This is a genomic window from Streptomyces aureus (assembly GCF_001418135.1).
GTDB lineage: Bacteria > Actinomycetota > Actinomycetes > Streptomycetales > Streptomycetaceae > Streptomyces > Streptomyces aureus_A.
Genome location: NZ_LIPQ01000448.1, coordinates 304 through 13,954 on the forward strand (window position 1 = coordinate 304; position 13,651 = coordinate 13,954).

General features: G+C 71.1%; 11 protein-coding genes and 3 pseudogenes. 10 read left to right on the forward strand and 4 right to left on the reverse strand.

Going from position 1 to position 13,651, the window contains the following annotated elements; genetic code table 11:
- Positions 1-423, forward strand: a pseudogene (locus tag AOK00_RS30310) (hypothetical protein); the annotation flags it as partial.
- Positions 424-722: 299 nt separating this feature from the next.
- On the opposite strand, the gene AOK00_RS30315 reads toward AOK00_RS30310, so the two are convergent.
- Positions 723-1,112 carry a SpvB/TcaC N-terminal domain-containing protein gene (locus AOK00_RS30315; RefSeq protein WP_055603417.1) on the reverse strand — a complete coding sequence of 130 codons (390 nt, stop codon included), beginning with the start codon at positions 1,110-1,112 and terminating at the stop codon, positions 723-725.
- Between the two features lie 560 nt (positions 1,113-1,672).
- On the opposite strand from AOK00_RS30315, the gene AOK00_RS30320 reads away from it, so the two are divergent.
- On the forward strand, positions 1,673-2,239 hold the full coding sequence (locus AOK00_RS30320; protein WP_055603418.1) for a hypothetical protein: 567 nt from the start codon (positions 1,673-1,675) through the stop codon (positions 2,237-2,239).
- A gap of 17 nt (positions 2,240-2,256) precedes the next feature.
- Here the strand turns inward: AOK00_RS30320 and AOK00_RS30325 are convergent.
- Positions 2,257-2,636, reverse strand: a pseudogene (locus AOK00_RS30325) (ATP-binding protein); the annotation flags it as partial.
- A 4-nt stretch (positions 2,637-2,640) separates the two neighbouring features.
- Here AOK00_RS30325 and AOK00_RS30330 point away from each other — a divergent pair.
- The 4 genes and pseudogenes from AOK00_RS30330 to AOK00_RS30340 all read left to right on the forward strand — a co-directional run bounded on the left by AOK00_RS30330 (position 2,641) and on the right by AOK00_RS30340 (position 5,707).
- The gene (locus AOK00_RS30330) at positions 2,641-2,952 is read left to right on the forward strand and encodes a hypothetical protein (protein WP_055603419.1); all 312 of its coding nucleotides are present in this window, start codon (positions 2,641-2,643) and stop codon (positions 2,950-2,952) included.
- A 275-nt stretch (positions 2,953-3,227) separates the two neighbouring features.
- Positions 3,228-3,562, forward strand: a pseudogene (locus tag AOK00_RS41645) (winged helix-turn-helix domain-containing protein); the annotation flags it as partial.
- A 165-nt stretch (positions 3,563-3,727) separates the two neighbouring features.
- The gene (locus AOK00_RS30335) at positions 3,728-4,570 is read left to right on the forward strand and encodes a PP2C family protein-serine/threonine phosphatase (RefSeq protein ID WP_055603420.1); all 843 of its coding nucleotides are present in this window, start codon (positions 3,728-3,730) and stop codon (positions 4,568-4,570) included.
- 117 nt (positions 4,571-4,687) lie between these two features.
- Positions 4,688-5,707: an MASE1 domain-containing protein gene (locus AOK00_RS30340; protein ID WP_055603421.1), complete on the forward strand. Its 1,020-nt coding sequence runs from the start codon at positions 4,688-4,690 to the stop codon at positions 5,705-5,707.
- A 398-nt stretch (positions 5,708-6,105) separates the two neighbouring features.
- On the opposite strand, the gene AOK00_RS30345 is transcribed toward AOK00_RS30340, so the two are convergent.
- Positions 6,106-7,095, reverse strand: a complete 990-nt coding sequence (locus tag AOK00_RS30345; RefSeq protein WP_055603427.1) for a LysR family transcriptional regulator — start codon at positions 7,093-7,095, stop codon at positions 6,106-6,108.
- A 160-nt stretch (positions 7,096-7,255) separates the two neighbouring features.
- On the opposite strand from AOK00_RS30345, the gene AOK00_RS30350 reads away from it, so the two are divergent.
- The 3 genes from AOK00_RS30350 (at position 7,256) to AOK00_RS30360 (ending at position 9,658) form a co-directional block, all read left to right on the forward strand.
- Positions 7,256-7,756: a hypothetical protein gene (locus tag AOK00_RS30350; protein ID WP_159041877.1), complete on the forward strand. Its 501-nt coding sequence runs from the start codon at positions 7,256-7,258 to the stop codon at positions 7,754-7,756.
- Positions 7,757-7,905: 149 nt separating this feature from the next.
- The gene (locus AOK00_RS30355) at positions 7,906-9,132 is read left to right on the forward strand and encodes a hypothetical protein (RefSeq protein WP_055603423.1); all 1,227 of its coding nucleotides are present in this window, start codon (positions 7,906-7,908) and stop codon (positions 9,130-9,132) included.
- 28 nt (positions 9,133-9,160) lie between these two features.
- Positions 9,161-9,658 (forward strand): hypothetical protein, encoded by a 498-nt coding sequence (locus AOK00_RS30360; RefSeq protein ID WP_055603424.1) that lies wholly within the window; start codon positions 9,161-9,163, stop codon positions 9,656-9,658.
- Between the two features lie 232 nt (positions 9,659-9,890).
- Here AOK00_RS30360 and AOK00_RS30365 read toward each other — a convergent pair whose 3' ends face one another.
- The gene (locus AOK00_RS30365; protein WP_055603425.1) at positions 9,891-12,050 is read right to left on the reverse strand and encodes a SpoIIE family protein phosphatase; all 2,160 of its coding nucleotides are present in this window, start codon (positions 12,048-12,050) and stop codon (positions 9,891-9,893) included.
- Between the two features lie 243 nt (positions 12,051-12,293).
- Between AOK00_RS30365 and AOK00_RS30370 the strand changes: the two genes are divergently transcribed.
- On the forward strand, positions 12,294-13,538 hold the full coding sequence (locus tag AOK00_RS30370; protein WP_055603426.1) for a PP2C family protein-serine/threonine phosphatase: 1,245 nt from the start codon (positions 12,294-12,296) through the stop codon (positions 13,536-13,538).
- Positions 13,539-13,651: the final 113 nt, after the last annotated feature.

Genomic DNA, 13,651 nt, shown 5'->3' on the forward strand with positions numbered 1-13,651 from the left:
GGCGGTACCGCCCGGCACCGGGTCCAGGAGACCGCGGTGCACACTTACGACGCCCAGCTCGCCGGAGGCTCCCCGCAGCCGCTGCCGGTCCAGCTGGCACTCGACGGTGTGGAGGAGTTCCTGTTCACCGTCTGCGCAACGCCGAGTGCCTGGCCGCACAAGCCCACGGCCTTCGACTTCCACGCCGCCGAGGGCCGCTCCTGGCGCCTCACCGTCGACGGCGACGGCGCACGCACCACCCGCATCCCCGCGCCCACCGCCGCGACCGGCGAAGACTCGGACGCAGCCGGCGCCTCCGTCCACGGCACGGCCAGTGAGCTGGTCCTCTACCTGTACGACCGGATCCAGGCCGACTCCTTGCACGTTGACGGAGACGCAGGGCTGCTCGACCTGCTCCGCGCCTGGGAGCCCGAGGAGAAGTAGGACGTAGCGGGGGCGTTGGCCGCGCCTCGATCTGGTAGGACACGACGCTTCGCCAGGTTCGTCAGTGTTCTTCCAGTACCGCACGGCCCCGTCGGCCTGGAGGATGTCGGGGAGGCCCGTGCCGGACAGGTAGGCGAGTTCGGTGTCGGGCCGGGCGAGCGAACCGATGGGCAGGCCGGGGCCGCCGAGCAGGACGAAGCGGCGGTCCGCGGGGCAGAACGTGGTGTACGCGAAGTCCAACGGCGTTAGTTCCCGCAGCTCTTCGCCGTCGTCGTCGTATCCGACGACGGCGAGGCTGGTCAGCAGCGACGCCCCGTGGGCGGGATCGATCGGGCTCGTGGGTGAGCTCGTAGTGGCGCACGGCCCCGGTCGCGGTCGGAACGCGTCTCCACGAGGATGCGACGGCAGACACGGGTGGTGCGGAGCTCGAAGCCGGCACGGTACGCGGAGAAGGCGTCGGGGCGGGTGTCGTAGGTGAGGTGGACGCGGACGAGGTAGCGCTCCGCCCCGGGCGGTCCGTGGTCCACATAGGTGATGTCGCTGAGCAGGGGCTGGTCCCAGGTGTGGGGGCCGTCGGTACCGCTGCCGCGTTCGTCGTAATGGTAGCGGATCTGGATGCCGAAGGGGTCCCGGGTACAAGTCAGCTGCCAGGCGAGGATGTGGTCGGGCCGAGCGGGGTCGGCGACCACGACCGGGTGTCCCGTATGCCCGCCGCGTCGTCGGCCGGGGTGCCTTACCAGCTGGTCACCCCGATCTTGCCGGTGACCTCCCAGTGGTCGTCCCAGAAGGTAGCCCCATCCTCCGAAACCTGCTCCCGTATAAGGCTGGTACGGGCCAACAGCCCCTCCGTACGGGGGCGATGGGTGACACGCCCCGGAAGGAGTTCGAGCGGGACGGAGAGATTACCGGTACCGGTATGCGGGTCGGGGGTGAACGTCTCGCCGATGCCGTGTACAGCCCCGCCGCCGGAAGGCTGCGTGATGATCGAGGGTGGGGTCGCTCAGTCACATCTCCCCGGACCAGTCACGGACCAGACTCCCGCCCGAGGGCGAGGCAGTGGCCGTGACGGTTTGAGTCGGCCCCTGCCGGGCGGTCCGAAGCGGCCCCGGTATGCGCCGGATCCGGTGGTGGTGGCGGCTCGAAGTGGCCCCGGGTGTTGGGGTGACGCGGCCCCGCCAGATCTGTCGTGGTCCTGTGCTGGGAGAATCAACTGATTCGAATGCAGCCAGCGGGATGACCGGAGGAGCGAGTGACTGCTCAGCAGCCCTTTGATGAGGCTCCGGTGACGGTGGCCACGGACGCCGGAATGCTCGTCCTGTGGGATCCGGAGCGGTTCGAGGCCGTCGTCGATCACGACACCTGGGAGGACGAACTCCTCGACGACGAGGACATCGTCCGTCACATCCAGGCGGGCGCTCTTGTTCCGCTCAACGTCGGCGGAGACGGCGCGTTCGGTGTTCTGGTCCGTTCGGGCACTGCGGCCGCGCCGGCCCGGCTGACCGAGCGGGAGACAGCCCATCAGCTGGTCGCTTCCCAGCCCTACCTGTTCGTCTCCCGCGGTCGCGCGCTCGTGGGTGGCATCGACGATGTCAGCGGGGACGCCCCGGATGGCGTGATCGAACACCCCGTGCCCGAGGGCCGCCATGCCGTGGTCGTCCACTTGATCGACTGGCAGGCCGAAGCCGGCAGCCAGGACAAGGACGGGCGGCCCGTTCCGGGAGCTTTGCCGGACTTCGTGGTGCTGATCAACCCTGCTCAACCCGGTCAGGGAGCCTTCCGGACTGCGGTGCATACGTTCGAAGCCCCCAAAGGCTGAACTGGGGTGTACCCGGTTCAGACCGCCTTGAGCTGCTGCTGGGCCTTGGTACGGCCATGGCGGTATGACTCGGTCCCGGTCTCGATGATCGCGCCGTTGAAGGTGAGACGGTCGACGATGGCCGCGCAGAGCCTGGGGTCGGTGAACGTCTTCGTCCAGCCTCCGAACGATTCGTTCGAGGCGATGGCCACACTGTTCTTCTCCTCCCTCTCGGTCAAAACCTGGAAGAGCATCTCGGCGCACCGCCTGTCGAGTTCGAGACAGCCCAGCTCATCGATGCACAAAAGATCGACACGTCCGTAGCGGGCGATCGTTTTGTCAGCTGCTTGTCGTCGGCGGCCTCCACGAGCTCGTGGACGAGCTTGGCCGCCAGCGCGTATCGGACCCGGTATCCGGTCGGCATGTTGCAGGTGCCGGTGCAGCAGCAGGACCTTCACCAGGGCTTTGGTGCCCTCGATGTCGCCGAGGGCGGTCTTCGCCGCGGCCCAGAGCGCTTCGTGGGTGCTGGTGAAGGAGTCATTGGCCCGGGCCTGGTCGAGAGCTTCAGAGCCGGCGAAGGCGCCCGGCTTGCGCAGGAGGACTTCGAGGTAGTCGTCGAGGACGATGCGGTCCTCACCCCGACCGGTCAGCCGGGGATGGCGGGCGATCTCCGTGCGGCGGTCGTAGCGATCAGCTCGGTGGACCGCAGGACGACTCGGACCTGGGCCCGATGAACCGGGCTCGGCGTCCGCTCCGGGCCGGTCGTGCCGGACGGGACACGATCCGCCGGACGGTATGCCGCCGCTTCCGCGGTGCCTCGAGATCCGTCCTCAGCCAGTCGTCGATGGTCTTCTTCAACGGGTCCAGCCTGGGCGAGCGACGTACCGGCGGCCGCCGTGGCCCCGGAACCGGGGATGCCAACGCTTCCCGTACCAGCCGCCGATGAACCCCGTACGTCCGCGACAAAGCCCGCCGTGTCCTCGCTGCACGGTCCTCCGTCCAGCCCCGCGCGCTGCGGGTCAGTGAGCGGTCCGTGGAACGGTGGCGTCGTCAGTGGCGCGAGTGCGGTGAAGCGCGGGTCCTGTCGAAGGGATCGCCGGGGCGGACGAGGTTCAGCGAGGCGCAGATCGCGAGACTGGAACGGGAGCTGGAGCGTGTGCCTCTGGTCCGCGGCTGGGCCGACCAGCGGTGGACACTGGCCCGGATCAAGAGGCTGATCGGCCGGCTGTGCCATGTGAGCTACACGGTGGAGTGCACCTGGCAACTGCTGAAGCGGTACGGCTGGTCGTGGCAGCCCGGCGGGCGATCGAGCGCGACGACGTGGCGGTCGTGGTCTGGAAGAAGGAGACCTGGCCGCGGGCCGCCGATGAGATGCGGACGCTGTCCGCTCCGGGCAGAGTAGGTAAGGACCTGTTCGTACCGAGGTGGTCCCGTGTGGTCCCGTGTGGTCCCGCGTGCTGGAGACGGGTCGGATTGATGCGAGGATTCGTCGTGACGTCGGAGTGATCGATGTTCCGCAGACGGCCGGCCGACAGCAGCGAGGACCTTCTGGTCCGGCTCGGGTCGCTGACCGCCAGGGCGCGGGAGTTGGCCGAGTCGCAGCGTTCCCGTGTCGAGCTCGCCGTGGCCCTGCAGCGCGGCATGCTGCCCTCGGACCTGCCCAGTTTTCCGGGCGCCCGGCTGGCCGTCCGCTATGAGCCCGCCAACCACGGGCTCAACGTCGGCGGTGACTGGTACGACGCCTTCTCCCTGCCCGGCGGGCAGATCGGCATGTCCATCGGTGACGTGCAGGGACACAACATCGAGGCCGCCGCCTTCATGGGACAGGTCCGCGTGGCACTGCGCGCGCTGGCCTCCGTCACCGGAGACCCGGGAGAGCTGCTCGGTCGTACCAATGACCTGCTCGTCTCTCTGGGCGCCGACCTCTTCGCCACCTGCACCTTCCTGCGGCTCGACCCCGCTGCCGGCACCCTGGAGTGCGCCCGGGCCGGTCACATCCCCCACATCTGGGCCACCGCCGACGGCCACTCCGGCATCGACGACAGCGAGGGCGGGCCTCCGCTCGGTGTGCTGCGCGGCGTCGACTACCCGGCCACGCGCCACCGGCTCACCGCCGACGGTGTCTTCGTCCTCCTGACCGACGGGGTGGTGGAGGGGCCCTCGCTCCACGTCGACGAGGGTCTGGACCGGGTGACGAGGCTCGCCGGGATCACCGCCGTCGCCGGGCTTGACGTCGAAGCGCTCGCCACCGCCGTGATGAAGCTGGCGGCCACGGTGGGGCACGAGGACGACGCGGCCGTCCTGGTCGTCGGCCATGACGGCGGTCCGGCCCGGTCGGCGGCCGAGGAGTGAGGGGAGGGGGCTCTCCTCGGGCCCGGGTCGGTCCTCGGACCGGCCCGGGCCCGTGCCGGACGGCGGCGCCCGACACGCAGGGGCCTTGCCAGGTGGTGGCGGCCCGGCCGGTGTCTGATGGCTGACGTGTTGGATATTCGCCAGTTCCGGTCCTCTACGGAGGCGGCTCTGATGTCGCTGGCCGTGGCGGTTTGCTACTACGCGGCCGGACGACTCGGCCTGCTGGGCCGCCTCGTCGTCGAAGGCGTGGTGGTCACTCCCATCTGGCCTCCCACCGGCGTCGCCGTCGCCGCCCTCCTGCTGCTCGGCGCGCGGGTCTGGCCCGGGATCGCCCTCGGCTCCTTCCTCGTCATCGCCTCCCTCACCACTCCGGGGCCCACCACCGTGGTCACCGTGGTCAGCAACACCGTCGCGCCACTCTGCGCCTTCCTGCTGCTGCGACGGGCCGGCTTCCGGCTCAACATGGCGCGGCTGCGGGACGGACTCTCCCTGGTCTTCCTCGGCGGGTTCGGCGCCATGCTGATCAGCGCGACCGCGGGGGTCGGACTGCAGGTGGCGAAGAGCTCTCTGGACAAGAGCGAGTTCTGGCCCGTCTGGCTGGCCTGGTGGGTGGGCGACACGATGGGGGTGCTGCTCGTCGCCCCGCTCCTGCTCGCCCTCGCGGGGCCGGCCGGACGGTTCCGCGCACAGCGCTGGAAGGAGGCGACCTTTCTGGGGCTGACGACCCTGATCCTCATGCCCATGGCCGTGCTCAGCCCGATGAGCATGCTCTTCCTCGTCTTCCCCCTGCTGATCTGGGCAGCGCTCCGCTTCCAGCTCGTCGGAAGCATGCTGTGCGCGCTCTTCGCCTCCGTGCTCACCACTTTCGAGGCGACCTCCGGACGGGGCGCGTTCCTCCACCTCACGGACGTCGAGATCATGGCCAAGCTCCAGGCGTTCAACGGTTCCGCCGCCCTGACCGCCCTGCTTCTCGCCGCCGTCATCACCGAGCAGCGTGCGACCCGCCGGTCGGTGCGCCGCGCCTGCCAGGAACTGGCGGAGGTTCTGGAGCACCTCGCGGCGGGCGAGCCCTCACCGGGTCCTCCCGGCACCGCCGAGACCCGGGCAGCCCCACCCGGCGGGCACCGGAATCCGTGATACCCGCGCCGGAGCCGGCGCAGGGATCGTCCGGCAAGACACGTCGAGCTGGGCCCGTGGCCTGGAGCTGACCCGCGTCCCAGGCGGCGGCCGCCTGAGGTCGGCCGGCCTCCCAGGCGGCAGCGGCCTGCCGCTCCCCCGCCGCCCACGCGGCCGCTGCCTACCATGGCCGTGATCGGCATCAAACACCTGCGGCCAGAGCCTCAAAGTAGAGATCCCGGGCAGCTCAGGCTTCGTCGCTACGTCATCGCCTTGGGCTGTCGGGACGCAACCGTTCCTCCCCCGGCAAGGCCCACCTCGACGGGCAGCGCGAAGGGCCGGGGCCAGGCGTTCACGCCGACGGCTTCGGCCCCGGCGACGTCCCCGCGCCCGGAGTGGCCGCGACCTGTGACGTGGGGTCAGTCCTCGGCCTGGTTCCTGCCCCGGACGGCCCCCCGGTCCCGCGCCGAGGCCACGTGTCCGGCAGCTGCCACTACGGCCTCGATGAGCGGTTCCGTGCGGTTCTCCCTCAGCCAGGCGAGGCCCGCCGTTGACGGGGGCAGGTCCGTGACCTCGACGTAGCGGATGCCGGGGCGCGGGAAGAGGTCGCGCGCGGCGGCCGGCAGGAAACACATGCCCTTGCCCTGGGCCACGAGGTGCAGAAGGCCCTCCAGGTCCGAGGCGACGGGTCCGTAGCGGACCGGGGTGCCGTCGGGTCGCGGGTCGGCGGCCCAGAAGTCCCACCAGAGCCGTGGCACCTGCGGCGGGACGTCGATCACCGGGTGGCGGGCCAGCTCGGCGAGGGTGATCCGGTCGCGGTCCACGAGCGGGTCGCTCGCAGAGAGGCAGGCCAACCGCGGTTCCGTGGCCAGGTGTTGCACCTCGACGCCGGGCGGGACCGGTGGACGGAGGAAGGCAACGTCGATGTCATGGCGGAACAGGGCGTCGAAGTGGTCGGCGAAGTGGAGGCTGCGCACGTCGACCTGGACCAACGGGTGCCGTTCGTGGAGCAGACGCAGCACGGCGTGCGTATAGGGCATCGCCGCTTCCGCGCCGATGGTGCCGACGACGAGCCGTCCGGAGAGCCTGCGCGCCTGGGTCGAAGCGCTGCGGCTCAACCGGTCCATGGCCGCCACCACGCCGCGCGCGTCCGCCAACAGCACCCGGCCCTGAGGGGTGAGCGTCACGGCCCGGCTCGAACGGTCGAACAACCGCACCCCGAGGCGTCTCTCCAGGTCTCTGATCTGCTGGCTCAGCGCCGACTGCGTGATGAACAGCCGGGCGGCGGCGCGCGAGAAGTGGAGTTCTTCCGCGAGGGCGACGAACAGCCGGAGTTGGTGGGCGCTCGGTGTCCGCGGGTCGGGGCCCGTCGGCGCGGCGCCTCCAGCGGCCGTCTCGCCAGTAACCATGATGAATCCCTTATCGATCGTCATTCATGTCGCATGGCCACAAGCGATGACATGAACAGAGTGCGAGTGGAAGGCTCGGCTCTCAAGCGACGCCCCGTGACAACTCCTCGGTTCCGCAGGGCCGTCCGACCATTGCTTTCTCGACAACGGGGGCCGAAACATGTCTGTGAGACGAGCGGTGGCGATGCTCGCCGCCCTCCTGGCCGTGCTGTTCAGCGCCGGCGCCGTTCAGGCGTCGTCGCCGCAGGCCGGCACTACCACCCGCGCGGTGCGGAGCGCGCCGCCTACGGCGGAGGCCGCGCCCCTCGCGGCCCAGGCGTCGTGCACCGCCCGCAACGTCAGCCACTACGACGCGTACACGGGGCGCACCTGGACGCGTGACTGGGTGTGCGGCAATCGTGCCGGCGCCCCGCTGCGCGGCTGCGGCAGCTTCATCCCCGCGTGCCCGGTGATCGGCTGGATCGACACCTCGACGAGCTGGTTCGTGTGCTGGGCCAGCGGCCCCCCGCACAGCGGCGGCAACAACATCTGGTACTACACCATGGGTGACCGCATCGCTCCCGGTCAGGACGGCAATCACGGGTGGGGCTTCATCCCCGCCGTCGACGTGTGGACGTCGATAGATCCCTGGCCCGGCATGACGGAGTGCAACATCCCGTAGGCCGCCGGGAGTCGTCCGCCCAGCAGGCTCCGGTGGAGCCCCTCGCGTCCCGCCAGGGGCTCCGCGCCGCGCTCCCGCCGCCTCGTCCGCCGGCCCTTTCCGAGACCCTCGGCAGCCCGCTCTCACACCAAGCGAGGACCCCTCACGCCATGCTCCGCATCGCCAGACACTCCCACGCCACCGCTCGCCGTACGCCTCGGCGCCTGCTCGCCGCGACCGCGGCCTTTTTCTCCCTCTCCTTCACCGGCGCGGCGCTCCCGCACTCCGTCGCGGCCGCGACGGAACCGACGGGTGACACCGTGTCGGCCACGCCCGCGAGCCCCCAGGTGCCCGCGGGGGTCACGGCAGGCGTGGCCGTGTTCGACCGGCAGACCGGGACCTTCACCGAACAGCTCGCCCCGGCCGCCACGTTCCGGTCCGCGTCGGTCGTCAAGCTCCTGCTCGCCCTCGACTTCCTGTGGAACCGCAGCCCCGACACCATCCCGGCCGCCGACCGCACGCGGCTGGACGTCATGCTCCGCAGCAGTCAGGACGCCGCCGCCAACCACTACTGGTCGACCTACGGCGGGCCGGCGATCGTCGAACGCATGGTCACTCGGCTCGGGCTCGCCGACACCGCTCCCCCACCGGCAGGCTACGAGGGGTACTGGGGCTACACGGCCATGTCGGCCCGCGACACCGTGAAGACCTACCGACACATCCTGGAGTCCGCTCCCGCGCCGGTTCGTGACTTCATCATGGAGCGTCTGCGCCAGTCGACCCGGTGCGCGTCGGACTCCTTCGACCAGCATTTCGGCATCGCCGCCGCGTTCGACCGCCCGTGGGCCGTGAAACAGGGCTGGTCGGGGAAGTACGCGAAGGGGAACTGCGGCTCCGTGAGCGCCACCGCGGCTGGTGGCGTCGACACCTCGGCCCCCACGTCCGCCGGCGCGGGTGACGCCGGCGTCGACCTGAGCCGACCGGCGCTGCACACGACCGGCACCGTCGGGGCAGGTGACCGTTCGATCGTGGCCGTCCTCACCCTGCACCAGGACGGAACGTCGTACGGAAAGGCGTACACCGACCTCGGCCGGCTGACCCGTTCCCTGAACGTTCCCGGCGGCACGGCGCCGAAGGGGAAGTGGTACGGGACCTGGGGTCAGGACGTCGCCGTCCGGTCGGAACCGGTCGTCGGGGACAACCTGCTGACCCGACTCCCGGCCGGCGTGGAGGTGCTGGTGGGCTGCCAGAAGAAGGGGCAGCTCGTCTCCGTCCCGCCGTACACCAACGACTGGTGGGCGTATCTGCCGCAGTACGGGGGCTACGTCACCAACATCTACATCAGCCATCCGGACAACCAGTTGCCGGACGTACCGCTGTGCACGAGTCAGAAGTGAACCCGGGGTTCCCGGAGAAGGAGTGACGATGTCGCGTACCTGGCGTTCCACCCTCGGTGTGGTCGGTGCCTTCCTGTGGGTGCTGGTGTCCGCCTTCGCGGCGGGCCCGGCCCAGGCGGCGGGCTCGGACGGGCCTCGCGAGGGCGGCGGCCACACCATGGTCATGCCGCCGGCGCCCCGGGGCGAGGGGCCGTCCTCGCGTGCCGTGGCGGCCGTATCGCCGACGGTCTCGCCCTGGGCGGACTACGTGCACACGACGTCGGGCAGCCCCGTCACGTGCGCGTCGGGGAATCTCTGCACCGGGGTCTGGGACCCGGTGGTGGGCAAGTACAAGGTCTTCTTCCTCTACCGGTGCCACCAGTACTCCCTGTCCCACTGGAACGGCGTGGGCCAGGTGGTGAACAACCAGGTCGGAGCCGCCGCGTTCTTCTACGGCCAGAACGGCCAGGTGCTGGACGTCGTCCTGCCGGAGCCCACGCCCTTCACGTACGACTGGACGCCCGTGTGGTCCATCCGAAACTGCTGAGCGGCGCGCGTCGACACCGTCCGGGAACCGGGCGGCTCCGCCCGGTGGTCGTGGTCGCCTTCGGCGGCCTCGGTCACCGGGCGGCCTGCGTGACCACCCGGGACGGACCGGCTCAGTCCAGCGGCGGGGCGGTCCGGCTCAGACGCGCGCACGACGTGCAGTGAGGAGTTCGAACGGATCGTCTTGGGCGCCGGCGCCCCGCGGCTGCTCGGCTGCGCCGATGCCCGCGACCTCACCGCTCGTGCGGCCAGGCCGTGGAGGGTTCCGCCTTCCCGGTCGGCCGTGCACTCCTTTCCGGGCCGGTTCCCGGTCCCGCCTCGGCAACGGGGGCGTGACCGTCGGCCGGAGTCGTTGCGAGGGTCCGTGCCGCCCAGAGCGTCTTGCCTCGTCCTGAGGGCCTCACGCCCCAGCGCTGGGTGAGGTGGGCGGTGATGAAAAGGCCCCGGCCGTTCTCGTCCGTGTCCAGGGCACGGCGAAGGTGCGGACTGGCGCTGCTGTCGTCGGTGACCTCGCACACGAGCGTGCCGTCGTGGATGAGGCGCAACTGGATCGGCCCCTTCGCGTAGCGCACCGAATTGGTGACCAGCTCGCTGACCACGAGGGCGGTGTCGTCGATGACGTCCTGGGCCAGTCCCCATTCCGCGAGTTGGTCCACGGCTCTCCTGCGTGCCTGCCCGGCGCTCTCCGGATCGTTGGGAAAGGTCCACGCCTTCGTCTGGGAGTCGCCCAACGTGCGGGTGCGGGCCAGCAGCAGATAGGCGTCGCGCATCGGCTGCTCGGGCGCGAGGGCCTCGGCACACCTGTCGCACGCGGCCTGAAGAGAGGGCTGCGGTTCTGCGAACAGGTCGGTCAAGCGGCTCAGCAGCGACTCCCGGCCGCCGGCCGCGGTCAGCAGAGCGGTGTTGCAGATCAGCAGGGTGCTCCCTTCGGGCAGGACGCGTTCCGTGAGCGCGTACTCCGCGAGGCCCTGCCCGAGAGGTGGTCCGGCCGCGACATCCAGCAGTTCGACGGCGCCGCCCGGATGCACCAGAACCGGTGACGGGTGGCCCGCGCTCGCCGCGGTGCACAGACGGGTGACCGGATCGTAGACGAGGCAGAGGCAGGTGGCGGGCGTTCCGTCACCGGCATCGAGTGCGGCCGTGACCGGCAGGGTGCTCGGGCGACTGGCGAGGTCGTGAAGACGCGCGAGGATGTCGTCCGGGGGCAGGTCGAGGTCGGCCAGTGCCTCGATCGCCGCGCGGAGCTCGCTCGTCGCCGCCGGACGCGACGTCCCGGACGTGGTGTCGCCGGCCACGAGCGCGACCCTGGACCCGGAGAGGGAGATGGCGGCGGACCATCCGCCGCCCGTGCCGGCCGGCAGGTGGGTGCGGGCGAGTTCGACGGCCTTCACGACGGATGCCTGCGCCTGGGCGAAACCGCCGGACAGGATACGGGCGGCCGAGCGCTCACGCCCGTAGAGGCGAGCGTTGTCCAGGCACTGGCCCGCGTGCGTGGTGAGCTGCTGGGCGAGCCTCAGGTGCCGGTGGTCGAAGGGGGCCGGTTCGCGCCAACGGTAGAAACAGGCCAGGCCGAGTACCACACCCCGTGCTCGGATCGGAACCAGCAGCATGGAATGGGCCCGCGCGTCCAGGATCCGGGCATCACGCCGTCGCCGGGGATCGAGCCAGTGGGCGTCCGGGCGCAGGCGACGGATCAGCTTGGGGGCCAGGGTGTCCAGAGCGGTTCGGTGGGGCGTGCCGGGCGGGTACACGTCCACCTCGCCGACGGCGGGGACACCCTGCCGGTCGGGTCCGGCGACCGAGTGGTATCCCACGCGTCGAACGGTCTGATCCCGGTCGAGGGCGTCCGCGGTGGGAGCCCTGCCGCCCAGGACCACGTCGTAGACGTCGACGGTCACGGTGTCGGCCAGGGCCGGGGAGACGACCTCGCAGAACTCGGCCGCCGTACGGAAGATGTCGAGGGTGGTCCCGATCCGCTCGGCCGCCTCGTTCTGCAGGCGTACCTCCGCTTCGGCCCGCACCCGCGCGGTGATGTCGGTCAGCGCGGCGGCCAGCCCCAGCACGGTGCCGTCGGCCCGCTGCAGGCGGAACGCGGACGCCGAGGTGACGGTTTCGACCGGGGGGACACGGCGGGCGCGGAACCGGATGCTCATGTCGAGCTCGGGCACGCCGGTCTCCAGCACCCGGTGGGCGGCGCGTTCGACGGCCGCGGGGTCGGTGATGTCGAAGGACCGCAGGATCTCCGGCAGCGTCCGGCCGAGCAACCGCTCGGCAGGGAACTCCCGCATCAGCCGGGCCGCCGTGTTCACCCGTACCAGACGCAGCTCCTGGTCGTACACGTGCAGGCTCATGGGCGACTGGGAGAAGAGCGCGTCCAGTACGGCGCCCCCCAACTCCTCGGGGACGGACCGGCTGTCCGGATGATCTTCACCAACCACTGTGTGAACGCCCATTCGACGAGACGGGTGGACCGCGCTACCTCCCATGCAACGCCCGTCCCACTCGCCCGGCCACCGCAGTGGAGTGGCCGGGTGATGGCGGCGGGGCCCACCGGAGGGGCTTGCCGAGGCGCGGTCGGCCGGAGCGCTGCGTACGCTGGTCGGAGGGGCCTTTCTCGGACGAGGATCGGAAGGTCTGTGAGGCCGGAGATCGACCACGGTGCGTTGTTCGCCGCGACGCCCAGCCCGTATCTGGTACTGGCACCGGATCTGGTGATCGTGGATGTCAACGAGGCGTATCTGCGGGCGACCGGCCGGACCCGGGAGGATCTGCTCGGGCAGCACGTGTTCGACGCGTTCCCCGACAATCCCGCCGACCCGGGCGCGGACGGGGTCAAGAACCTCGGGGCGTCGCTGGGGCGGGTGCTGGCCACCGGTGAGGCCGACACCATGGCGGTGCAGAAGTACGACATCCCCGTCGTCTCGCAGCCCGGTGTGTTCGAGGAACGCTGGTGGTCCCCGGTGAACACCCCGGTCAAGAACGCGGACGGGCGGGTCGCGTGGATCATCCACCGCGTGGAGGACGTGACGGCCTTCATGCGGTCCCGCCGGTTCCGGGGGCGGAACGAGGGGCGGCGGATGACCGAGCGCGAGGAGGGGATGGAGGCCGAGCTGTATGCCCGGGCGCGGGAGCTGCAGCGGCTGAACGAGGAGCTGCGGGCGGCGCACGCCCGGGAGCGGGAGGTCGCCGTCACCTTGCAGGAGGCGATGCTGCACTCCCCGGACCTGGCCCGGCACAGTGACGTGGCGGTGCGCTATCTGCCGGCGATCGGTTCGCTGAACGTGTGCGGCGACTGGTACGACGCCGTCGACCTGGCCGAGGGGCGGTTCACCGTCGCCGTGGGCGACGTCGTCGGGCACGGGCTGGAGGCGGCCACCGTCATGGGCATGCTCCGCAGCGCGCTGTCCGCGGCCAGTCGGGCGGTGGCCGGGCCGGCCGGGGCCCTGGAAGTGCTGGGCATGTACGCCCGCTCCGTGGACGGCGCGCTCGCCGCGACCGCGGTCAGCGTGCTCGTGGACACCCGCTCCAAACTGCTCGTCTACTCCAGCGCGGGGCACCCGCCGCCGGTGCTGCTGCACGCGGACGGCACGTGCGAGCTGTTGGACCAGGCCACCGACCCGCCGCTGGGAGCCAGGCTCGAGCACGTTCCCCGGCCGCAGGCCGGCATCGCCTACCGCCCGGGTGACACCCTCGTCCTCTACACCGACGGACTGATCGAGCGCCGCGACGAGGACATCGACGCCGGCCTGGACCGGCTCACCACCGCCCTGGGCGACCTCGCCGGCCGTGACCCGGCTCAGCTGGCCGACGCGCTGCTCGCGCGACTCGACGTCGCCAGCGGAGCCCGCGACGACATCGCCCTCGTCATCGTCCGCGTCTGAGCCCGCGGAACGCCCGCCGTAGGGCCCGTCGGACCCGCCCCCCCACCACGATGACCTGCGCCTCGTCGTCACCGGCGCCTTCAGGGCCCGAGGCCCCCGGCGGTGCGGGAGGT

Excerpts from the sequence above, each read along its gene's own strand:
- AOK00_RS30330 (WP_055603419.1), top strand. The coding sequence starts at position 2,641 with ATGTTGCAGGTGCCGGTGCAGCAGCAGGACCTTCACCAGGGCTTTGGT.
- AOK00_RS30340 (WP_055603421.1), top strand. The coding sequence starts at position 4,688 with ATGGCTGACGTGTTGGATATTCGCCAGTTCCGGTCCTCTACGGAGGCG.
- AOK00_RS30355 (WP_055603423.1), top strand. The coding sequence starts at position 7,906 with ATGCTCCGCATCGCCAGACACTCCCACGCCACCGCTCGCCGTACGCCT.
- AOK00_RS30360 (WP_055603424.1), top strand. The coding sequence starts at position 9,161 with ATGTCGCGTACCTGGCGTTCCACCCTCGGTGTGGTCGGTGCCTTCCTG.
- AOK00_RS30350 (WP_159041877.1), top strand. The coding sequence starts at position 7,256 with ATGTCTGTGAGACGAGCGGTGGCGATGCTCGCCGCCCTCCTGGCCGTG.
- AOK00_RS30335 (WP_055603420.1), top strand. The coding sequence starts at position 3,728 with ATGTTCCGCAGACGGCCGGCCGACAGCAGCGAGGACCTTCTGGTCCGG.
- AOK00_RS30345 (WP_055603427.1), bottom strand. The coding sequence starts at position 7,095 with ATGGTTACTGGCGAGACGGCCGCTGGAGGCGCCGCGCCGACGGGCCCC.